Here is a 21978-nt window from a genome sequence, read left to right as displayed (position 1 = left end):
AAAATGAATCTAATCGATCGCTTCAAGGAACGCACCACGCTCGTGCAGGCAATGCTTGCGCAGACCATAATTCAAGGGGACCGTCAAGTTGCCGAGGCCCTGGCTGATGCTGGACAACTGACAGAGCACTCTGCTGGTGAAGTGCTCATCAAGGAGGGGGGGGGCGATCGAGACATGTACTTCCTGTTGATGGGAAAGGTCGGCATCTCAGTCAAGGGCAAGCTCCTGTACCCGCGGGAACGCAACCTTACGGTCGGAGAAATGTCGACGGTCAACCCTTCCATCCTGCGAAGCGCAACGGTCACGGCACTTGAGCCGACCGTATCGCTGAAAGTTTCGCCAGACGCGCTCGATCAAGTCGCGACCGTTCACCCTACGGTGTATAAACTCATCGCCGCTGAACTAGCAAGTCGCATTTTGCAGCGAAACACTCTTATCCGCTCGCCTAACGAAAGGCCGCGAGTGTTTTTCATCAGTTCCAAGGAGAGCCTACCCGTAGCCAAGGCGATTCGGCATGGACTCAGATACACCGAAGCTGACTCAGTTCTCTGGTCGGACGATGACATTTTCCCCCCTGGAGCATATCCCCTAGAGGCGCTCGAGACCGAGGTGAATCAAGCGGACTTCGGTGTCGCCATTGCTCACCCGGATGACATAGTTCGATCGAGGAAGCAGCAGACAGCAGCCCCCCGAGACAACGTCATTTTCGAGCTAGGTTTCTTCATGTCGCGGCTTGGTCGCAAACGCACGCTCTTGCTGGTTCCCAAGATGGACGAAGAGTTGAAGATGCCATCGGACTTCAAAGGTATGACGCCTATCATGTACTCGCCGCTCAGCGAAAAGCCCGGTGAAGTTGCGACTCAGGTACTGGCCGCTCCCATCTACGAGATTGAAGCGAAGATTAATCAGTTGGGTTGCCGGGAACTATAATGACTCGGCCTTAAGCGCACTTGAAGCACTCTGACACGAAATGGAGATTCCATCGCTTCCTCGTTTCCCGGCGTTCTCAATGATCGTCGACGTCAACAGCTTCACAGCATTGGTTGCGCAAAACGAGCTTGGCGTGGGCGTCGCACAGTTCGTGAGAGACATCTTGGCGGGTCCGATTGCCGTGGTGGAGAGAGAAGGTGGCAGCGTGATCGGAGTCAATGGCGACGCAATCTTCGCAATTCTGCCCGACGCCGATAGTACCTACATGGCTTGCGTAGGCATCGCGAAAGATCTCAACAACATGTGCAGTTACCTAGCGGATACCGACTACATCACGAGTATTCCGGCGCCTCCATCGCTAAAGATTGGCGTCGAATATGGTATTTTGGATAACGCCACTATCACGACGAAAGCGCTGGGCACGATTCCGTTTTGTATCGGGCCGGCCACCAATTACGCAGCACGGATTATTGCCGCTGGAGCAGGCAACCGATGCCACATCGGACCAGCCGCATACAACGCCGGAATGAACGCGTGGTTATCGGGGCAAACAGCTCTCGAAGTCGACGGCAAGCGAGGCGAACCAGCCTATTCATACTACAAGCTAGACCTCGGCGACACATGGATCGAAGGTCAACGCGACGACGGCGAATATTACTGGTAGCCCGTTCGTCCGGACGGCCAGCGGAAGGGCTGTTAGACTCTTAGTATTCGGGGCCACACGGTTGGCCGGACGGATCGTCGCTCGTAAAGGCTACCGGGTCTGTAAAAGCGGCATCAGGTCGGCCAGTAGACGACATTCACGGTTACACGGTCCATTTCCACGTCGATGTGTATGTCCAGATTCCCATGTCGTCCCAATGCTCTGGAGCCCACATGTCAACGCCATTCGCGTACTTCAACTTGTCAGCCAACTTGTTGTAGACGTCGGCGGTGATGCGAGTTGGCTTGCCGGCGAGATTTGTGAGCTTGGCGGCGTAGTTCGCGGCCCGCCCAATCCAAACGAGATCATTGTCTCCGCGTATACCGATTCGCGCAGTTCTCAGTTGACTTGTGTCGATGCCCACGACGTGTCTCAGTACAAAATCCGTCTGCCACTTTTTCGCAATTGCCGGCTGGATGATGTCTAGAACGGCAGAGTTGATTTTCAGTGCACATCGGGCTGCGGAGGTATTCTTCGAGTTCCCGGTGAAGACCGCCATCACTCGGTCCCCGTCATAGGCCGTAATGTTTCCCCCTTCATCCCTGATGATGTCGGAAGCGCATTTCAGAAAGGTCTTGTAGATCTGTGCGCTGAACTGCCATTTCTTGGTGTTCACCATGTCGGTCGACCCGTCCAAGTCCGCGTAGAGGACCGTCGCGGCCTTAAGATCTTTCGCGTGGTTGGAGTTGAGACGCAAATCCTCAGGATTTGGTACGCTAGTAGTCTCTTGAACTTCCCACTTACCAGTGAACGTTTCACCAACCCATTTTTTTAAATCGTCGGCCAAAGCCATTGTTATTCTCTAGTTGTTGTTCCGCCGAAGTCAGATGTTGGCAGTGGCACGTCCAGCTTTGGCATTGAGATCGATTTACGGGTTCTTCAGGAAATCGTCCCTAGGCTCATGATGTGCTTGCGGAGCGCAGTCGCGGCCGGGCCAAACTTCGCTTCTGTATCGTTCTTTTCGTCATAAACGTAGGGGATCGTCGTCACGCCGGCCATGTCGCTCGGAAGCTTGACGCCCTCGCCGCGCGGTTCCATCAGGATCGCACGCTTGCGGCCGAGGCGTCCCATGAATAGGCCGAGCTCGAACACTACGTTATCGCGTGGGGCTGGCCACTCAGTTCCGCGGGCATTAGTGACGTCGTCGCCATGCGCGATCGCCACCGCAAAATCGCATTGATCCAGCTCACGTTCGATATCGTCGAGCGTATAGTTTGCGACCTTGAACACACCTTGGTTCCACGGCACGGTTAGGAACTTGTCGTGTGCGAACATGGATTGAAGCAGGTGCGCGACGCCAAGCGCTTCAGCGCTTGAAATCACGAAAACGCGGATTTTTTCGCGCTTCGCGTTCACGAACTGATTGCGCTCGATCAAGCGTTTCGAGAGTTCTTTTGCCATCCGGCGCCAGATGTCCGGATAGCGGCTACCAAGTTCGCTCAATTGCTGTTCTGTGATTTTGGCAACAAGGGAATCCGCAGCCGCGCTAACCGTCGCAGACCGCTTCTGGACCGGCTCAACGGCGGCCATCTCCCCGACCGAATCGCCGGGAAACCGCCGGCGGATCGGCGTAGCGTTGACGACGATGTCGAACGCGCCCGTGATGATGAAATACAAGTCATTGTCGGTTCCGTCCTGCTGGATGATGACGTCTCCTGCCTTGACGGAAATCAGTTCAGCCATGTCGGCCAGTTCGGCGGCCAGACCTTTATCGCCGCCGACCAGCTTTTGGCCCGTGAGTGCTTCAACACGCAGGCGTTTGCCCGCTTCCCCCGAGAATCTCTCAATCATTCTTGTGTTCTCCTTGCCGCCTTTTGGAAACAAATCGCAGTGACGATTCTAATGGACAATCGGCGGCTTTTGCCCGCCTGTTGGAAGCCAACAATCGTAGGTGGCCCGGTATGCTGGAAATGGCTCTTCCTAGTTGACTTGCGGCCACTGGAAGCCGATTGAAATTTTGTGTGCCATCAATCACTCCCAGATGCCTCTATTCACACATTCGCGGCGAGGGCGCGGTGTTGCCCGCCGAGCCGCCGCAGTCGTCTTCGCTCGCGGAGAAAAAACAACCTGTACCTTTGCCCGACGCTTTCGCCCGGTAGAGGGCGCTGTCAGCCCGTTCCATCAGTTGCTTGAAGGAGTTTCCCTCGTGCCTTAACGCGATACCAGCGTTTGCGCCAATCGCTGCGACCGCACCAGTGGACAACTGATACGGTTCGGACAGGGAATGGACGACGCGTTGAGCACGCGCGGCGGTATCCGTTCCGATAAACGGGGCTATTTCTGCTTCGGCTCAATTGTCAGCGGGGACAGCCGGACCTTGGCTCTAAACCCGTCGGGTCGGGGCAATGGTGGTACGCGAGCTGGCCGGGCGGACCACCGCCGGCGCGGCTGTCAGGAAGAGCCAGTTCGGCCTCCCATTGAACGCCTATTGACTCGCGGGTAGAAATGCGCGGGGGCTTGTCAATCAAGGCGAAAAGCCGTTTTCGATTAGATGCAGATACGCCATATGCAACGGGCGTACGGGGCCTGCATCGGATGCCTGTATCCGCATCTAATCGAAAGTCGTATCTATATCTAATCGAAAGCTACACCTGGTGCGGTGCCCCCGTACTAACCCTGATTAAAAAATCTTATCGCGGTGAAAAATTCCGCATCTTATTGAACGGATATCGGCTCGATATAGTGGCTCGCTTTACCGCACGCTCCCCCGGCGTGCGCAGACAAACAGCTGGAGCCCCTTGATGACCACCGCTACCCGATTCACCGAAGTCGAGGATCTGCTGCCCGCCGCCGGCGGGCTGCGCGAGATCCGTCACCACATCCACCACCATCCCGAACTCGCGTACGAAGAGCACGACACGGCTGCGCTCGTCGCGGACAAGCTCGAGCAATGGGGCTGGCAGGTGACGCGCGGGGTCGGCAAGACGGGCGTCGTCGGCACGCTGCGCGCGGGCGACGGCACGCGCAGCATCGGCATTCGCGCCGACATGGATGCGTTGCCGATCGTCGAGGCGACGGGCCTGCCGTATGCGAGCGGCACGCACGGCAAGATGCACGCGTGCGGCCACGACGGCCACACGACGATGCTGCTCGGCGCCGCGCAGCATCTCGCGAAGACACGCAACTTCTCCGGCACCGTGCACCTGTATTTTCAGCCGGCGGAAGAGCACGGCGTCGACAGCGGCGCGAAGAAGATGATCGACGACGGCCTGTTCGAACGCTTCCCGTGCGACGCCGTGTTCGGCATGCACAACCATCCGGGCGCGGCGCCCGGCGTTTTCCTCACGCGGCGCGGCCCGTTCATGTCGGCCGGCGACAAGGCGATCATCACGATCGAGGGCGTCGGCGGCCACGCGGCGCGGCCGCACCTGACGGTCGATCCGGTCGTCGTCGCGGCGAGCATCGTGATGGCATTGCAGACGATCGTTGCGCGCAACGTCGACCCCGCGCAGCCGGCGGTCGTCACGGTGGGCTCGATGCACGCGGGCACCGCGAACAACGTGATTCCGAACGGCGCACGCCTCGAACTCAGCGTGCGCTCGTTCAGCCCCGACGTGCGCGCGCTGCTCAAGCGCCGAATCGTGGAGCTGGCCGAAACGCAGGCCGCGAGTTATGGCGCGACCGCGAACGTCGAATACATCGAAGGCTACCCGGTCGTCGTCAATACGGATGCCGAAACGGATTTCGCCGCGCAAGTCGCGCGCGAGCTGGTGGGCGACGCGCACGTGGTCGAGCAGACGGACCTGCTGATGGGCAGCGAGGATTTCGCGTTCATGCTGCAGAAGCGGCCGGGTTCGTTCGTGCGGCTCGGCAACGGCGAAGGCGAGGACGGCTGCATGGTGCACAACCCGAAATACGACTTCAACGATCGCAACCTGCCGATCGGCGCGGCGTTTTGGACGCGTCTCGTGGAGCGCTACCTCGGGCAGTGATGGCGCGACGCGTGGCGCGCGGCCGGCGCTTCCGGCCGCTTTGAGAGGAGAATAAAACGATGCAGAAAGACCATCTCGCGCTGCAACCCGCGTCGCCGGGGGCCGCCGGAGCCGGTGCGACCGGCGCACCCGCCGTCACGCGACGCGGCGCGATCGCGGCGGCCGTGATCGGCAACTGGCTGGAGTTCTTCGATTTCACCGTGTACGGCTTCTTCGCGGTGCTGATCGGCAAGCTGTTCTTCCCGTCGAGCGATCCGACCACGTCGCTGCTGCTGTCGGTCGCGACGTTCGCCGCCGGCTTCTTCACGCGGCCGCTCGGCAGCGTCGTGCTCGGCGTCTATGCAGACCGGAAGGGGCGCAAGGCCGCGCTGAACCTGACGATCATGCTGATGGCGCTCGGCACGGGCCTGATCGCGATCGCGCCGACCTATGCGCAGGCCGGCGTGGCCGCACCCTTGCTCGTGGTGTTCGCGCGGCTGATGCAGGGCTTCTCGCAGGGCGGTGAATTCGGCGCGGCGACGTCGACGCTGCTGGAGCAGGGCGACAAGTCGCGCCGCGCGTTCCGCGCGAGCTGGCAGCTTGCGACGCAGGGCGGCGCCGCGCTGATGGGCTCGGGCTTCGCGGCGCTGCTGTCGAACACGATGACGAAGGATGCGCTCGAAAGCTGGGGCTGGCGGCTGCCGTTCCTGGTCGGCGTGCTGATCGCGCCGGTCGGGATGTATCTGCGCCGCCGGCTCGCGGACGATGCGCCCGTCGACAGTCATCACGGGATCGAGCGCGGCGTGCTGCACGAGCTGTTCTCGACGCACACGCGCACGGTGCTGCTGCTGATGCTCACGGTGATGGGCGGCACGGTGTCGACCTACATCCTCACCTTCTACATGCCGACCTATGCAATCCACACGCTCGGCCTGCCGATGAAGCTGTCGATGTTCGTCGGCGTCGCGTCGGGCTGCGTGATGCTGGTCACGTGCCCGCTGTTCGGCTGGCTGTCGGACAAGCTCGGCAGCCGACGCCTGCCGATCTTCGTCGGCCGCGGCGTGCTGGTCGCGCTGCTGTTCCCGGCGTTCTGGCTGATGAACCATCATCCGACGCTGTCGGTGATCCTGCCGCTGACCGCGCTGATGCTGCTGTTCTATTCGCTCGGCTCGGCGTCGGAAATGGCGCTGATGTGCGAATCGTTGCCGCGTCACGTGCGTGCGACGGGCATCTCGATCGCCTATGCGCTCGCTGTGACGATCTTCGGCGGCACCGCGCAGCTCATCGCGACCTGGCTCGTGAAGACGACCGGCAGCAAGCTCGCGCCGGCCGGTTACGTGGCCGCGTGCGTGGTGCTGTCGCTGATCGCGGTCGCGATGTTGCGCGAGACGGCGCGGGAGGCGGCGGACTGACGCGCGGCGTAGCGGGCGTCGGAGGCGGGCGGCAATACGCGCTTACCGCCTGCGCACCATCCTCAGGTACGACGCGAGCATCGTCGCCAGTTCCTGCGCGGCCGGCGTCAGCGGTACGGCCGCGCGCTGCAGCAGGCAGACGTCCTGCGAATCGGCCTGCTCGCGCACGGGCACCTTCGCGAGCACACCGGCGAACGGCCCGTGCCGCGTGATGGCTTCGGTTTCGAGCGCCAGGCAATCGGTCTGCGTGACGAGTTGCAGCGTCTCGAACATCCCTTCGACGGTTGCGAGGATCTTCGGCGGCGGCTGGCCGTGCGCGTCGAAGTACGCGAGCAGCCGGTTGACGACCGGGTCCGCGCTCAGGTTCGGCGAGCGCGTGGCGACCCATCCGTAGCCGGCCAGTTCCGCGAGCGATTGCGCGTGCATCGCCGGATGGCCGTTGCGGCACACGACCACCGGCGCCGACGGATGCAGCGGCGTGACCGCGAGATCGGTCGTATCGGTCTGCTTCGCGACGAGCGCGATCGCGAAATCGACCGCGCTTTCCCGCAACCAGCCGATCATCATCCGCGACGTGCCGGTGCGCAGGTGCACGTCGACCTTGTCGAAGCGCGCGCGGAACGCGGTCAGCACGGGCGCGAACGCGTCGATCAGCGGCTCGGCGACGAGGCCGAGCGTGACGGTGCCTTCGTACGCGCCGCTCAGCTGCCGGATTTCCCGCTCGACCTGCTCGCATTCGCCGAGGATCGAACCGGAGCGCGCGAGCAGGCGCTGACCGACGGCCGTCGGCACGATCCCGCGATTGGTGCGCGTGAACAGCGTCGCGCCGAGCGTCGCCTCGAGGCTCTGCAGCTGCTGCGTGACGCCGCTTTGCGCGAGATCGAGCGCGCGCGCCGCGGCGCGCAGGCTGCCGTGCTCGACGACGGCCTGGAAGATGCGAAGCTGGGATAGCGTGAACGCCATGGGCAAGCGCGATGCCGGTGATCGGAAATGGTGATCATGATAAGGCAGCAGGCGATTCCGGCGGCGGCGCGCGCGCACTACGATCGCAGGCAGTCCGGCTCATGCCGCTTGTCCACCGTCCTGCCTTCCGTCGACCATGAAACGCTTCCTCGTCCCGCTCGTTTCCCTGTGCCTTGGCTTGGCGGCCACGTCCGCCAGCGCGCTCGACGCGCACGTCGTGCGCCTCGGTATCGACCCGACCTATCCGCCGATGGACGCGAAGGCGCCCGACGGCAGCCTGAAGGGCTTCGACGTCGATCTCGGCAACGAGATCTGCCGCCGCGCGCAGTTGCGCTGCCAGTGGGTCGAACTCGAATTCTCCGGGATGATCCCCGCGCTGCAGGCGCGCAAGATCGACGCGATCCTGTCGTCGATGGCGATCACCGAGAAGCGCGAGAAGCAGATCCTGTTCTCGTCGAAGCTGTTCCGCTTCAAGTCGCGGCTCGTCGCGCGGCCCGAACTCGGGCTCGGCAGCACGACGGCGTCGCTCGCCGGCAAGCGGGTCGGCGTGCAGTCGGGCACGCAGTTCGAATCGTGGGCGCTCGTGCACTGGGCGCCGGCCGGCGTCAGCGTGGTGCCGTACAAGAGCCAGGACGACGTGTTCGCCGATCTCGTCAACGGCCGCCTCGATGCGGCGCTGCTCGGCACGGTGGAAGCCGACTACGGGTTCCTGCGCCAGCCGAGGGGCAAGGGTTTCGCGTTCGTCGGCGCGCCGCTCGACATGGGCGATCGCGGTGTCGGCATCGGCATGCGGCAGTCCGATACGGCGCTCAAGGCGTCGATCGACGGCGCGATCGCGTCGATGCTGAAGGACGGCACGTACGACCGGATCGCGAAGAAGTACTTCGATTTCAACCCGTACGGCGACTGAGCGCCGTGCCGCTGGATTCATCCGATTTCCCCGATTCCCCTGCTTTCATCCGTTCGAGACCATCGATGCAGATTCGCACCACGCCGCTCCTGTCGCCGTCGATCGGCACGCAACGCACGCTGACGAGCTTTCATTTCGGGCCGGCCGATACCGGCCGCAAGATCTACCTGCAGGCCGCGCTGCACGCGGACGAGACGCCCGCGATGCTCGCGGCGTTCGTGCTGAAGCAGCGTCTCGCGCAGCTCGACGCCGAAGGCCGGCTCGCGGCCGAGATCGTGCTCGTGCCGGTGTCGAACCCGGTCGGCCTCAATCATCATCTGCTCGGGCAATTCATCGGCCGTTTCGACCTGGCGAGCGGCCGCAACTTCAATCGCGGCTTCCTGCCGCTCGCGGAGATCGCCGCGCAAGCGTGCGACCGGCTCGGCGATGATGGCGTGCGCAATCGCGCGATCGTGCGCGAATGCGTCGGCGCGGCGCTCGACGACATCGCACCGCGCACCGAATTCGATGCGCTGCAGCTCGCGCTGCTGAAGCTGTCGCATGACGCCGACGTCGTGATCGACCTGCATTGCTCGCTCGAAGCGGTGATGCACGTGTACACGAGCGACACCGCGTGGCCGGAAGTCGAACCGCTGGCGCGTTATCTCGGCGCGGAGGTGTCGCTGCTTGCCGAGGATTCCGGCGGCCATGCGTTCGACGATGCGCATCACCTGCTGTGGTCGCAATTGCGGCAGCATCTGCCCGCAAGCACGCCGATGGCGGCCGGCACCGTCGCCGTGACGGTCGAATGCCGCGGCCAGCGCGACGTGACGTATGAATACGCGGAGCGCGACGCCGCTGCGCTCGTCGACTATCTCGTGTGGTGCGGCGCAGTGCGCGGCGAACGCACGCCGTTGCCGCCGCTGGTCGCGCCGGCCACGCCGCTCGCGGGCAGCGAGCAGTTCTATGCGCCGGTGAGCGGGATCCTCGTGCACCGCGCGGCGGTCGGCGCGACGATCCGCGCCGGCGATCCGCTGTTCGATATCGTCGATCCGCTGACGGATGCGATCACGACGATTTCGAGCGCGACCGACGGCGTGTTCTACATGCGTCGCGCGATCCGCTTCGTGACGGCCGGCGCGCCGCTCGGCCGCGTGACGGGCACGGTGCCGGTGCGCAAGGGGATGTTGCTCGGGGCTTGACGAGCGGCGCGCGCGACGAACCTGATTCGTACGAAATCAGCGAGAAATTTCGGGTTCCTCAAATAATCACTCGCCGCTCGATGTCGGCTTGCACCGGGTCGGCCGCCTGTCGGCGGCCAGCGAGGCAGGCTGCATCGTCAGTGGGGACGGTTATGGCCCGCCGTGAATCCCGGTGGCGCGCTTGCCGGCCTTGCCGCGCGCCGTTGTCTTGCCCTTGTCCTTGCGTCCGCCCGTGTTCGAGAACAACTTCATATCCCGAAGGATGCCGCGCAGCAACGTATCGGCTGCGACCCCGAGTGGCCGTCCCGCCTTGACCAGCAGCCGCGCGTTGGCCGCCTCGAGCAACGGATGCGCAACGGGCAGTGCGACGAGTTCACCGGTCTCCAGTTCCCGATACGCAGCGAAGGCGGCGAGCAGCGTGACGCCGTTGTTGCGCTTGACGAAGTGGCGCAGCACGGCAAGCGAGTTGGTGGTGAGCGTCGGGTGGATCTGGAGGTTCTCCGCGTAGGCGAGCATCTGCACGGCTTGTCCGAGACCGAACGCGGGCGGCATCAGCGCGAGCGGATACTCGGTGAGTGCGCGTACCTCGACCGGTCGGCCCCGCACGGCGAGCGGGTGCCCGGGATGGACGAGCGCCACCACCGGCTGCGGCGAGGTGGCGATGTACTCGATATCCGGATGCGCCGGGGGATTGTAGGCGAGGCCGATATGCGCGCGGCTTTCGGCGACTTCCTGGAGCAGTTTGCTGACCGGAAGGATATCGACGGTGACGTCGAGCTTTGGATAGCGTGCGCAAAAATCGGTGAGCACCTCGTCCATCAGGCAGTCGATATAGCCTTCGCTGGTGGCGATGCGGATCTCGCCGTGTTGCAGCCCGCGCAGTGCCTGCAAGCGGTCTTCGAACAGTTCCTGCTGGGAGCGGCAGCCGCGCCAGTACTCGAGCAGGTGCGCCGCGGCCTCGGTCGGCTGTACGCCGCGAGGCTGGCGCTCGAACAGCGGGGCCCCGATTTCTTCCTCGAGCAGCCGGATCTGCCGCGTGATGACGGACGGCGACGTGTTGATGCTGTCGGCCGCGCCGCGGATGGAGCCATGCGTCAGGACTTCATGGAAATAGCGCAAGCGGCGCTGGTTCAGTTCGCGCATCGTGTCGGTCCGTTTGCCGGTGAAGTGTTGCCTGTTGAGCAACAATAACTCGCTTAGGTTGCTCTTGCGCTGCTTTTTCGTCTCCTCGACGATTCGAACAGATTCGAACATCGATGCGGGATTCGAAGCAATACGCCCTAAAGGAGAGCGCATGTCCGCCATTCCATCCCCTCAAGACCCGGTCGCGCCCGACAGCCCGGCCCATCAGGCGCTGTACCGCAAGCTGAACTGGCGCCTGCTGCCGTTCCTGCTGCTCTGCTATACGTTCGCCTATCTCGATCGCGTGAATATCGGGTTCGCCAAGCTTTCCATGCAGAGCGACCTGGGTTTTTCCGATGCGGTGTACGGACTCGGCGCGGGCATCTTCTTTCTCGGCTACGTCCTGTTCGAGATCCCGAGCAACCTTCTGCTGCCGAGGATCGGTGCACGCAAGACCATCAGCCGAATCATGGTGCTGTGGGGCCTGACCTCGGCGGGCATGATGTTCGTCCATAACGAGACCACGTTCTACGCGATGCGCTTCCTGCTCGGCGTGTTCGAGGCCGGCTTCGCTCCCGGCATGATCTTCTACCTGACCTACTGGTACGGTCAGCGCCGCATGGCCAGTGTGATGGCGGTCGTCATGCTGGCCGGCCCGATCGGCGGCATCTTCGGGTCGCCGCTGTCGGCGTGGCTGATGACCGGGCTGTCCGGCGCCCACGGCCTGGCCGGCTGGCAGTGGATGTTCGTCGTCGAAGGCCTGCCGTGCGTGCTGCTCGGCGCGCTTGCACTCAAGGTGCTGTCCGACCGGCCGGCCGACGCGACATGGCTGACCGACGACGAGAAGCGGATGCTCGCCGCCGACCTGCACACGCCCGGCGCGGGTCATCATTCGTTCGGGCAGGTGGTGCGCGACCTGCGCGTGTACCTGCTGGCGTTTGCCTACTTCACGATCATCTGCGGCATCTACGCGGTGAGTTTCTGGCTGCCGTCGATCCTCAAGGCGGACGGCGTGACCGATACCATGCAGATCGGCCTTTATTCGATGATCCCGTACGTCTGCGCCGCGATCGCGATGGTCGTCATCGGTCGCCGTTCGGACCGCCGCGGCGAGCGCCGTCTTCACAGCGCGGTGCCCGCCCTGATCGGCGCGATCGCATTGGCTGCGGCGACGGCCGCAAACGGCAATCTCGCCGTCTCGCTGATCAGCATGACGATCGCCACGGCGATGATCTGGACCGCCTACACGGTGTTCTGGGCGATTCCGTCGCAATACCTGAAGGGCAACGCCGCCGCGGGCGGCATCGCCCTGATCAATACGATCGGCCTGATCGGCGGCTTCCTGAGTCCGACCATCATCGGTGCGATCCGCTCGGCGACCGGCAGCATGGCAGCCGGCCTGCTGGTCATGGTCGCGCTGCTTGTCGCGGGCGCCGCGGTACTGGTGGCGAACCGGCTTCCCGCGCCCCGCGACGCATTGGCGACAGCCTGACATCGTGGGCCTGCAAGCATCCCGACATCCATCGCGGCGCATCGACCGCCTATTTCCGGAGACACGTTTTTGAACACGCGCATCTTGATCGCCGGCTTTCAGCATGAGACCAATACGTTTGCGCCATCGAAAGCCGCTTACGCCAACTTCGAGCGTGGCGAGGGCTTCCCGGCCATGGTGCGGGGCGATGACGTGCTGGCGCTACGCGACGTCAATATTCCTGCCGGCGGATTCATCGTCGCGGCGGAAAGGCGTGGCTGGACCGTGCTGCCCGTCATCTGGGCGGGCGCAAGCCCGTCGGCCCACGTGACCGAGGATGCGTTCGAGCGCATCGCCGGCGAAATCCTCGCGGCGGTTCGCCGGGGTGGGTTCGACGCGGTGTACCTCGACCTGCACGGCGCGATGGTCGCCGAGCATACCGACGACGGCGAAGGCACGTTGCTGGAGCGCGTGCGCGCAGCGGTCGGCCCGGCTGTGCCCGTGGTCGCGTCGCTCGACCTGCATGCCAACGTCACCGAGCGGATGCTGCGCGAGGCCGACGCGCTGGTCGCTTTCCGCACCTATCCGCATGTCGACATGGCCGAGACCGGCGAGCGCGCGGCCGTGCTGCTCGAGCGCCTGCTCGACCCGCACGCGGCGGGCCGCCGCCCGCTTCATTGCACCGTGCGCCGGCTGCCATTCCTGATCCCAATCAATGGCATGTGCACGCTGCTCGAACCCTCGCGCGGCATGTACGCGCAGCTCGCGGCGCGGGAGACCGGGGCCGTGGCCTCGTTGTCGTTCGCGCCCGGTTTTCCTGCGGCCGATTTCCCCGAATGCGGCCCGGTCATCTGGGGCTACGGCGATGACGCCGCGTCGGTCGAGGCGGCCGTGCAGGCGCTCTACGACAAGATGCTGGCGGACGAGGCCGCGTGGCAGGTGCCGTTTCTGTCGCCCGACGACGCCGTGCGCGAGGCCATGCGTCTTTCCGAGGGGGCCGACAAGCCGGTCGTCATCGCCGATACCCAGGACAATCCCGGCGCGGGCGGAGACTCGAACACGACGGGCATGCTGCGGGCGTTGCTGCGCAATGGCGCAAAGGATGCGGCGATCGGCTTGATCTGGGATCCGGCGGCCGCGGCCGCGGCCCATCGCGCCGGCGTCGGCGCGTTCATCGATCTGGCGCTCGGCGGCGTCTCCGGCGTGCCCGGCGACGTGCCGCACCACGCGCGTTTCGAGGTCGTGAAGCTGTCCGATGGCGTATGCCGATATGACGGTCCGATGATGAACGGCATGCTTGCCGATATCGGTCCCGTGGCCTGCCTGCGGATCGATGGCGTGCTGATCGTGGTGAGCAGCGGCAAGGCGCAGATGCTCGACCGCAATCTCTATCGCGTGGGCGGCGTCGAGCCGGAAGCGATGAAAATTCTCGTCAACAAAAGCTCGGTGCACTTCCGCGCCGACTTCCAGGGCATCGCCCACGCGGTGCTGGTCGCCAAGGCGCCTGGCCCGATGACGGCGGATCCGGCCGAGTTGCCCTGGACTCGGCTGGCCCCGGGCATTCGGATGAAGCCGATGGGAAAGGTGTTCCCGGGCAACGGCTGAGGAGCGGCACGCCGTCGTACACCTGCGAGTGGGTGGCTGTCCGGGACAACGCCGTCGCGGCGCCCGACGATGCGATCACGACGATTTCGAGCGCGACCGACGGCGTGTTCTACATGCGCCGTGCGATCCGCTTCGTGACGGCTGGCGTGCTGCTCGGCCGCGTGACGGGCACCATGCCGGTGCGCAAGGGAATGTTGCTCGGGGCGTGAGCGGGGCAGCGGGCACGCTGTCCGATAGGCTTCGTGCAATTTCGTTCTCGTCAAATTGACCGGGCTTTCGCGCGTCACTAAATTGTGCGGCGCGGAGTGTGCTCCGTGTTCCGTGAGAAGAACGTTGCAATTGAGTCAGAACAGAGTCGGAGTTGGCGGGCAGCTTGTGCTGCCCGCTTTTTTTATGAGCGGATTGTCGTATCGCCGATACGACAATCGAGGTGGATGCTCACCCCCGCCGCGCAACCAGCTCCGACACCGTCTGCGCGGCCTGCTGCAGCGGCCCGAGAAACTCCTTCACCATTTGCTTCGCGGTATGCCGCTGCGCGTTGCCGCTGATGTTCATCGCCGCGATGATCTGCCCGCGCCGGTTGCGGATCGGCGCGGAGATCGACATCAGGCCCACTTCGAGTTCCTGGTCGACCACGGCCCAGCCCTGCTGGCGCACCTGCGCGATCGTCGCCTTCAATTCGCCGAGATCGGTGATCGTGCGCGGTGTGTGCGCGCGGATGCTGCTCTGCGCGAGCGTTTCGTCGAGCGCCGCGTCGTCGAGCGCGGACAGCAGCACGCGGCCCATCGACGTGCAGTACGCGGGCAGCCGGCTGCCGATCGACAGATTGATCGTCATGATCTTGTGGGTCGGCACGCGCAGCACGTAGACGATCTCGGTGCGGTCGAGCACGGCGGCCGAGCAGCTCTCGTGGATTTGCGAGGACAGTTGCTCCATCACCGGATCGGCGAGATTCCAGAACGGCATCGACGTCAGGTACGCAAAACCGAGCTCGAGGATCTTCGGCGTGAGCCGGAACAGCCGACCATCGGCCTCGACGTAGCCGAGCGTCTGCAGCGTGAGCAGGATCCGGCGCGCGCCCGCGCGCGTGAGCCCGGTGGCCGATGCGACCTCGGTGAGCGTCTGCTCCGGGCGCGCCGCGTCGAAAGCGCGGATCACCGCGAGGCCGCGCGCGAACGACTGCACATAGGAGTCGCCGGGTTTCTGAGTGTCTTCGGTTGTCATGAGCGGGTGGAATGTCGTGCAGCCGAGAAGATAGCGCATGGGGCCTGACACGCCAACCGCGCGGCGGACCGGGCGCTTGACAGGTCGTCCCCGCACTCCCTATGATGCGTTGAACGTTCGATACACGATCTTATGTTCGTATATAGAACATTTAAGCGCATCCCGGCGGGTTATGCAAGGGGCGCGCCCCGTTCATTTCCCAGCCTTGCAGGTGGCCGGAGCCAGCGCTGATGCGCTCGCACCGGCGACCGCGAAGCACGGGACCGGAGCAAGCGCCCAAGCGTCAATTCCGGCCGACTGGAGACACTGATGACCGAAGCTTTTCTGTGTGATGCGATCCGTACGCCGATCGGGCGTTACGGCGGTGCGCTGTCCGGCGTGCGCGCCGACGACCTCGGCGCGGTGCCGCTCAAGGCGCTCGTCGAGCGTAACCGCGACGTCGACTGGACGGCGATCGACGACGTGATCTACGGCTGCGCGAACCAGGCCGGCGAAGACAACCGCAACGTTGCGCGCATGTCGGCGCTGCTCGCGGGCCTGCCGCAGGGCGTGCCGGGTTCGACGATCAACCGGCTGTGCGGTTCCGGGATGGACGCGGTCGGCGTGGCCGCACGCGCGATCAAGTCGGGCGAGGCCGCGCTGATGGTCGCCGGCGGCGTCGAGAGCATGACGCGCGCGCCGTTCGTGATGGGCAAGGCCGCGAGCGCGTTCGCGCGCCAGGCCGACATCTACGATACGACGATCGGGTGGCGCTTCGTCAATCCGCTGATGAAACAGCTGCACGGCGTCGATTCGATGCCGGAGACGGCCGAGAACGTCGCGGTCGACTACAACATCAGCCGTGCCGACCAGGACCTGTTCGCGCTGCGCAGCCAGCAGAAGGCCGCGCGTGCGCAGCAGGACGGCACGCTCGCCGAGGAAATCGTGTCGATCACGATTGCCCAGAAGAAGGGCGATCCGGTGATCGTGTCGCGTGACGAACATCCGCGCGAGACGTCGCTCGAAACGCTCGCGAAGCTGAAGGGCGTCGTGCGCCCGGACGGTTCGGTGACGGCCGGCAACGCGTCGGGCGTCAACGACGGCGCCGCCGCGCTGCTGCTCGCGAACGAGGCAACCGCGAAGCGCTTCGGCCTGACGCCGCGCGCACGCGTGCTGGGTATCGCAACGGCCGGCGTCGCGCCGCGCGTGATGGGCATCGGCCCCGCGCCGGCGACGCAGAAGCTGCTCGCGCGGCTCGGCATGACGATCGACCAGTTCGACGTGATCGAGCTGAACGAGGCGTTCGCGTCGCAGGGTCTCGCGGTGCTGCGCATGCTCGGCGTGGCCGATGACGATCCTCGCGTGAACCCGAACGGCGGCGCGATCGCACTGGGCCATCCGCTCGGCGCATCGGGTGCGCGTCTCGTGACGACCGCGATGTATCAGCTGCATCGCACGAACGGCCGCTTTGCGTTGTGCACGATGTGCATCGGTGTCGGCCAGGGCATCGCGATCGCAATCGAACGCGTCTGACCCGCGTCACGCGGCGAAGCGGCCGAATCTGCGCCGCTCGCCGTTTTCAGCACGATGCGCGGCACGAGAATCGTCTCGTGCCGCGCATTGTCGTTAACCGGCTTGCGATAGCTGCTTGAGGCGCGCGTCGAGCGCGTCGATCTCGGTGTCCGCGAACACTTCGATGCCATGCTGGCGCAGCAACGCCGCGGTGACACCGGCGCCCGCATGGCGGCGGTTCGCGAAACTCCCGTCGTAAATGAAGGTGCTGCCGCACGACGGACTGCCGTCGGCCAGGATCGCGAAGCGGCAATCGTGCGTGCGCGCGAGTGCCAGCGCGGTGTGCGCGCCGGACACGAACGGCGCCGTCACGTCGGTGCCGTTCACGTCGATGATACGTGCGGCACCCGACAACACCCGCTGCCCCGATTCACCTGCCGCGATTTCGGCGGGCGGGCGCGGCACGCTGAAGCCGCCCGCCAGTTCGGGGCAGACGGGCACGAGACGCCCTTCGCGCTGCCACCGTTCGAGCGCCTCGTGCGCGGCGGTTTTCGCCGAGCCGTTGTAACGGACCGGATGACCGATCACGCACATGCTGACGAGGATCTTCGGCGCCCCTTGCGGCTGCGGTTCGTTCTGCAATTTCGTTCTCCGTGGCGGCTGACGTTCGATGGCGGGTGCGGCAAAGCGGGACATTCGATGCTTCACCCGTGTGCCGATGCGTCAGGCCGCCGGCCCTTCCAGATGAATGTCTTCCGGCTCGAGCGCGTAAAGCGCCGGGTCGGGCGATGCGCTGACCGTGAAGCCGAGCCGCAGGTAGAAGTCGATCGTGCGCTGCGACGGCGTCGCCGACACGTACAGGCGCGCGGCACCCATCTCGCGTGCCTGCACATGGGCCGCGCGATAGAGCTGCTCGCCGAGCCCGCAGCCGCGCCAGTCGCGGCTCACATGCAGGAACTTCAACTGCAGCATGTCGCGTTGTGCACCGAGCGGCCGGCTGTCGACGATGGTCACCGCGACGAGCCGAGCGCCGTCGAACATGCCGAGGAACCAGCCGCCGCGATCGTGGCAGTCGAGCAGGATCGGCGTGTAGTGATCGGCTTCGCCGTCGGGCCAGCCGTCGACGTCGTAGAACTCCGGTACGAGATGCAGCGCGCCCTCGCGCAGCACGTACAGGTGCTTGATGATTTCGCGCCGGTCGATGGTCCACACGAGCGGCACGTCGTCGCGTGCGAGCGTGCGAGCGGAAAGCGCGTCGCGCTCGGCGGCGGTGCGGCGCGTCATGCGGCCTCCCGGTGCACGGCGATCGCAACCATCAGCGGCAGGCGCGGCATGCCGTCGGGCATCCAGACGAGCACGTCGGCGCGCTCGACACGCGCGGGCAGGCCCGCGAGATTGCCGAGCAGTTCGCGTTCTTCCGGAAACAGCGTCGAGCCGCCATTACGGAAAAACGCAGCCTGATCGCCTTTACGACTGTTATGCGCGACGGTCGCCGTATTCCAGGACAGCCGATTCAGTTCGTGCAATGCCTTTTTCATCGAATTCAAATGCCGGTTGAATGGAGCAGGATAGACCGAATCGTTTCGCCGTGTGCAACGGCTGCCCGCATTGGCGCGCCGCGCGCGGGGTTGCCATGCAGCGTTTCGTGACATCCGGATAAGCGTGCGCGGCGATTATCGCCGGATTATTTGATCGAAATCATGGCAATAGCCGAATTGAATATTTTATACGCGGCAGGGGTAAGGTTTTAGAACGAATTGCCGACAGTAAAGTGGAAGACCGTCGTAAAGCGATCAACCGTTTTTCGGCTACTGAGCGTGATTTCAGCGCGACGCGGACGACAGATCCGCCTTTCGGAGCCTTGCATGCGCAATAACCAGCCCGTTACCCAACAAGAATTCGATTTTCCCGACGACGTCACGCTGATGTCGACGACCGATGCAGACAGCGTCATCACCTACGCGAACACGACGTTTGCGCAGGTCAGCGGCTTCTCGAACGAGGAGCTCGTCGGCCAGCCGCACAACGTGGTGCGCCATCCAGACATGCCGCGCGAGGCGTTTGCCGACATGTGGGCGACGCTCAGGCGCGGCGAACCGTGGACCGCGCTCGTGAAGAACCGCCGCAAGAACGGCGATCACTACTGGGTGCGCGCGAACGCGATACCGGTGATGCGCAACGGCGAGCCGCAGGGCTACATGTCGGTGCGCACGAAAGCGCCGAGCGACGAGTCCGCGGCTGCCGACGCGTTGTATCGCGCGTTTCGCGAAGGCAAGCCGGGCCAGCGCCGGTTCCACAAGGGGCTGGTGATCCGCACGGGGCTGCTGCGCATCGCGTCGCTGTCGCAGACGATGTCGGTGCGTGCGCGCGTGCATTCGGCGCTGTGCGTGCTGGCGCCGGTCATCGTCGGCGCGGGCTGGGCCTGCGGGCTCACCGGTGGCGGGCTCGCGGCGTTCGCCGGTGCGACGGTCGGCGTGGCGGCGGCGGCCGGCCTGTGGCTCGACGCGCAGATCGTGCGCCCGCTGAAGCGGCTGCACGAACAGGCGCTGAACGTCGCGACCGGCGAAAGCCGGCGCGGCGTGCGGATGAACCGCGTCGACGAGATCGGCATGACGCTGCGCACGATCAACCAGCTCGGGCTGATGTTCCGCTGGCTCGTCGACGACGTCAGCGAGCAGGTGCACAACGTGCAGCGCGCAAGCAACGAGATCGCGCAGGGCAACAACGACCTGAGCGCACGCACCGAGCAGGCCGCGTCGAGCGTGCAGGAAACCGCCGCGTCGATGGCCGAGATGACGGCGACCGTCAACAGCAACGCGGAAACCGCGCTGCAGGCGAACCGGCTCGCGGGGTCAGCGAGCGATGCGGCCGGGCGCGGCGGGCAGGTGGTGAGCGAAGTCGTCACGACGATGAGCGACATCACCGCGAGCTCGCGCAAGATCGCGGACATCATCGGCGTGATCGACGGCATCGCGTTCCAGACCAACATCCTCGCGCTGAACGCGGCGGTCGAGGCCGCGCGCGCGGGCGAGCAGGGGCGCGGCTTCGCGGTGGTCGCGGGCGAGGTGCGGGCGCTCGCACAGCGCAGCGCGAACGCGGCGAAGGAGATCAAGACGTTGATCGGCGCGAGCGTCGACCGGGTCGAGTCGGGTGTGCGGCGGGTGGACGAGGCGGGCCGGACGATGGAGGACATCGTCGCGCAGGTGAAGCGCGTGTCGGACCTGATCGCGGAGATCAGCTCGTCGACGGCCGAGCAGAGCACGGGGGTCGCGCAGGTCGATCAGGCAGTCGTGCACCTGGACAACATCACGCAGCAGAACGCGGCGCTCGTCGAGCAGAGTACGGCGGCGTCGGAGAGCCTGCAGCAGCAGGCGACGCGGCTCGTGGATGCGGTGAACGTGTTCCGCTGAGCGCGGGAGAAGAGATGACGCGGGCGCGGCGGAGAGGGGCGCCGGCCCGCGTCGGACCGCCCGGTTCCGGCCGGGCGGTCAGGGCCTGTCGCGATCGCGGCAGGCCCTGAACCGTCAGACGGCGAGGCAGAGGTACTTGATCACGACATAGTCGTCGATGCCGTAGTGCGAGCCTTCGCGGCCGAGGCCCGACTGCTTGACGCCGCCGAACGGCGCGACTTCGTTCGAGATCAGGCCCGTGTTCACGCCGACCATCCCGTATTCGAGCGCTTCGGCGACCTTCCACACGCGGCCGATGTCGCGGCTGAAGAAGTACGCGGCGAGACCGAACTCGGTGTCGTTCGCGAGGCGGATCACCTCGTCGTCGCTGCTGAACTTGAACAGCGGCGCGAGCGGCCCGAACGTCTCTTCCTTCGCGACCTTCATCGCCGGCGTGACGCCCGTCAGCACGGTCGGCTCGAAGAAGCCGTGGCCGAGCGCATGGCGCTTGCCGCCTGTCACGACGGTCGCACCCTTCGCGAGCGCGTCCTCGATGTGCGCCTCGACCTTCAGCACGGCCGCTTCGTTGATCAGCGGGCCTTGCGTGACGCCCGGCTCCGTGCCGCGACCGACCTTCAGCTGGCCGACCGCCGCCGCGAGCTTCTGCGCGAACTGGTCGTACACGGCTTCATGCACGTAGAAGCGGTTCGTGCACACGCACGTCTGGCCGCTGTTGCGGTACTTCGACGCGATCGCGCCCTGCACGGCCGCATCGAGATCGGCGTCGTCGAACACGATGAACGGCGCGTTGCCGCCGAGCTCCAGCGACACCTTCTTGACCGTCGCCGCGCATTGCGCCATCAGCAGGCGGCCGATCGGCGTCGAGCCGGTGAACGACAGCTTGCGCACGATCGGGTTCGACGTCAGTTCGCCGCCGATCGCCTTCGGGTCGCCCGTGACGACGCTGAACACGCCGGCCGGCACGCCCGCGCGCTCGGCCAGCACGGCCATCGCGAGCGCGGAGAACGGGGTTGCCTCGGCCGGCTTCACGACGATCGGGCAGCCTGCCGCGAGCGCGGGGCCGACCTTGCGCGTGATCATCGCCGCCGGGAAGTTCCACGGCGTGATCGCCGCGCACACGCCGATCGCTTCCTTCGTCACGACGATGCGCTTGTCGCTCGCCGGCGTCGGGATCGTGTCGCCGTACACGCGCTTGCCTTCCTCGGCGAACCACTCGAGGAACGACGCCGCGTAGCCGATCTCGCCCTTCGCCTCGGCCAGCGACTTGCCCTGCTCGGTCGTCAGGATCAGCGCGAGGTCGTCGGCGTTTTCCATCATCAGGTCGTGCCACTTGCGCAGGATGACCGCGCGTTCCTTCGCGGTCTTCTTGCGCCACGCCGGCCATGCGGCGTTCGCGGCGTCGATCGCGTGACGCGTCTCGGCCGTGCCCATCGCCGGCACGGTGCCGAGGAGGCCGCCCGTCGCCGGGTTGCGGACCTCGAACGTCTCGCCGTTCGATGCACCTTGCCATTCGCCGTTGACGTAGGCCTGCTGGCGGAACAGCGACGGATCTTTCAGTGCCAGGGTTTCCTGAACAGTGCTCATTTGCGTAGCCTGCTTTGAAAATGGATGACGAAACGGCCGCCGCCGTCATGACGACGGCGGC

19 protein-coding genes and 2 pseudogenes are annotated in these 21978 nt (G+C 65.1%); 11 read left to right on the top strand and 10 right to left on the bottom strand.

Annotation, left to right across the window (positions count from 1 at the left end):
* Positions 1–3 precede the first annotated feature (3 nt).
* Both VL15_RS12800 and VL15_RS12795 read left to right on the top strand, forming a co-directional pair.
* Complete coding sequence (locus VL15_RS12800) at positions 4–930, top strand: TIR domain-containing protein (protein WP_048245921.1); 927 nt, start codon at positions 4–6, stop codon at positions 928–930.
* 79 nt (positions 931–1009) lie between these two features.
* Entirely contained in the window at positions 1010–1594 is a 585-nt protein-coding gene (locus VL15_RS12795; RefSeq protein ID WP_048245920.1) for a hypothetical protein, read from the top strand.
* Between the two features lie 142 nt (positions 1595–1736).
* Here the strand turns inward: VL15_RS12795 and pycC are convergent, their stop codons facing one another.
* The 3 genes from pycC to VL15_RS43785 all read right to left on the bottom strand — a co-directional run bounded on the left by pycC (position 1737) and on the right by VL15_RS43785 (position 3899).
* Positions 1737–2426, bottom strand: a complete 690-nt coding sequence (gene pycC, locus VL15_RS12790; RefSeq protein WP_048245919.1) for a Pycsar phage resistance system uridylate cyclase PycC — start codon at positions 2424–2426, stop codon at positions 1737–1739.
* An 86-nt stretch (positions 2427–2512) separates the two neighbouring features.
* The gene (gene pycTIR, locus VL15_RS12785; protein WP_048245918.1) at positions 2513–3424 is read right to left on the bottom strand and encodes a Pycsar phage resistance system effector protein PycTIR; all 912 of its coding nucleotides are present in this window, start codon (positions 3422–3424) and stop codon (positions 2513–2515) included.
* A gap of 196 nt (positions 3425–3620) precedes the next feature.
* Positions 3621–3899, bottom strand: coding sequence for a diguanylate cyclase domain-containing protein (locus VL15_RS43785; protein ID WP_419188664.1), 279 nt, complete (start codon positions 3897–3899; stop codon positions 3621–3623).
* A gap of 475 nt (positions 3900–4374) precedes the next feature.
* On the opposite strand from VL15_RS43785, the gene VL15_RS12780 reads away from it, so the two are divergent.
* The gene (locus VL15_RS12780) at positions 4375–5565 is read left to right on the top strand and encodes a M20 aminoacylase family protein (protein ID WP_048245916.1); all 1191 of its coding nucleotides are present in this window, start codon (positions 4375–4377) and stop codon (positions 5563–5565) included.
* Positions 5566–5624: 59 nt separating this feature from the next.
* Positions 5625–6956 (top strand): MFS transporter, encoded by a 1332-nt coding sequence (locus tag VL15_RS12775; protein WP_048245914.1) that lies wholly within the window; start codon positions 5625–5627, stop codon positions 6954–6956.
* A gap of 42 nt (positions 6957–6998) precedes the next feature.
* Here the strand turns inward: VL15_RS12775 and VL15_RS12770 are convergent, their stop codons facing one another.
* Positions 6999–7919, bottom strand: a complete 921-nt coding sequence (locus tag VL15_RS12770; protein WP_048245913.1) for a LysR family transcriptional regulator — start codon at positions 7917–7919, stop codon at positions 6999–7001.
* Positions 7920–8055: 136 nt separating this feature from the next.
* On the opposite strand from VL15_RS12770, the gene VL15_RS12765 reads away from it, so the two are divergent.
* Together VL15_RS12765 and VL15_RS12760 are read left to right on the top strand one after the other, a co-directional pair.
* A complete protein-coding gene (locus VL15_RS12765) occupies positions 8056–8829 on the top strand; it encodes a transporter substrate-binding domain-containing protein (RefSeq protein WP_048245912.1) in 774 nt (257 codons plus the stop codon).
* Positions 8830–8894: 65 nt separating this feature from the next.
* On the top strand, positions 8895–10010 hold the full coding sequence (locus VL15_RS12760) for a succinylglutamate desuccinylase/aspartoacylase family protein (protein WP_048245911.1): 1116 nt from the start codon (positions 8895–8897) through the stop codon (positions 10008–10010).
* 150 nt (positions 10011–10160) lie between these two features.
* On the opposite strand, the gene VL15_RS12755 is transcribed toward VL15_RS12760, so the two are convergent.
* Positions 10161–11153: a LysR family transcriptional regulator gene (locus VL15_RS12755; protein WP_048246214.1), complete on the bottom strand. Its 993-nt coding sequence runs from the start codon at positions 11151–11153 to the stop codon at positions 10161–10163.
* A 151-nt stretch (positions 11154–11304) separates the two neighbouring features.
* On the opposite strand from VL15_RS12755, the gene VL15_RS12750 reads away from it, so the two are divergent.
* The 3 genes and pseudogenes from VL15_RS12750 to VL15_RS41925 all read left to right on the top strand — a co-directional run.
* Positions 11305–12624, top strand: a complete 1320-nt coding sequence (locus tag VL15_RS12750) for an MFS transporter (protein WP_048245910.1) — start codon at positions 11305–11307, stop codon at positions 12622–12624.
* Positions 12625–12693: 69 nt separating this feature from the next.
* Complete coding sequence (locus VL15_RS12745) at positions 12694–14208, top strand: M81 family metallopeptidase (protein WP_048245908.1); 1515 nt, start codon at positions 12694–12696, stop codon at positions 14206–14208.
* Between the two features lie 68 nt (positions 14209–14276).
* Positions 14277–14417, top strand: a pseudogene (locus VL15_RS41925) (succinylglutamate desuccinylase); the annotation flags it as partial.
* A gap of 229 nt (positions 14418–14646) precedes the next feature.
* On the opposite strand, the gene VL15_RS12740 reads toward VL15_RS41925, so the two are convergent.
* Positions 14647–15432 (bottom strand): IclR family transcriptional regulator, encoded by a 786-nt coding sequence (locus tag VL15_RS12740; protein ID WP_048246213.1) that lies wholly within the window; start codon positions 15430–15432, stop codon positions 14647–14649.
* 309 nt (positions 15433–15741) lie between these two features.
* Here VL15_RS12740 and pcaF point away from each other — a divergent pair, with 309 nt between their 5' ends.
* Positions 15742–16944 carry a 3-oxoadipyl-CoA thiolase gene (gene pcaF / locus VL15_RS12735; protein WP_048245907.1) on the top strand — a complete coding sequence of 401 codons (1203 nt, stop codon included), beginning with the start codon at positions 15742–15744 and terminating at the stop codon, positions 16942–16944.
* Positions 16945–17037: 93 nt separating this feature from the next.
* On the opposite strand, the gene VL15_RS12730 is transcribed toward pcaF, so the two are convergent.
* From VL15_RS12730 to VL15_RS12720, 3 genes and pseudogenes are all read right to left on the bottom strand, one after another.
* Entirely contained in the window at positions 17038–17565 is a 528-nt protein-coding gene (locus VL15_RS12730; protein WP_048245905.1) for a DUF523 domain-containing protein, read from the bottom strand.
* 81 nt (positions 17566–17646) lie between these two features.
* Positions 17647–18207 (bottom strand): GNAT family N-acetyltransferase, encoded by a 561-nt coding sequence (locus tag VL15_RS12725; RefSeq protein ID WP_048245904.1) that lies wholly within the window; start codon positions 18205–18207, stop codon positions 17647–17649.
* 41 nt (positions 18208–18248) lie between these two features.
* Positions 18249–18461: pseudogene (locus VL15_RS12720) on the bottom strand (SAM-dependent methyltransferase); the annotation flags it as partial.
* Positions 18462–18788: 327 nt separating this feature from the next.
* Between VL15_RS12720 and VL15_RS12715 the strand changes: the two are divergent.
* Positions 18789–20333 carry a PAS domain-containing methyl-accepting chemotaxis protein gene (locus VL15_RS12715; protein WP_048245902.1) on the top strand — a complete coding sequence of 515 codons (1545 nt, stop codon included), beginning with the start codon at positions 18789–18791 and terminating at the stop codon, positions 20331–20333.
* Between the two features lie 114 nt (positions 20334–20447).
* Here VL15_RS12715 and gabD read toward each other — a convergent pair whose 3' ends face one another.
* Complete coding sequence (gabD, locus tag VL15_RS12710) at positions 20448–21917, bottom strand: NADP-dependent succinate-semialdehyde dehydrogenase (protein WP_048245901.1); 1470 nt, start codon at positions 21915–21917, stop codon at positions 20448–20450.
* Between the last annotated feature and the right edge of the window lie 61 nt (positions 21918–21978).

Source organism: Burkholderia cepacia (assembly GCF_001039005.1).
Taxonomy (GTDB): Bacteria; Pseudomonadota; Gammaproteobacteria; order Burkholderiales; family Burkholderiaceae; genus Burkholderia; species Burkholderia theae.
This window is presented reverse-complemented; position numbering and strand designations above follow the sequence as displayed.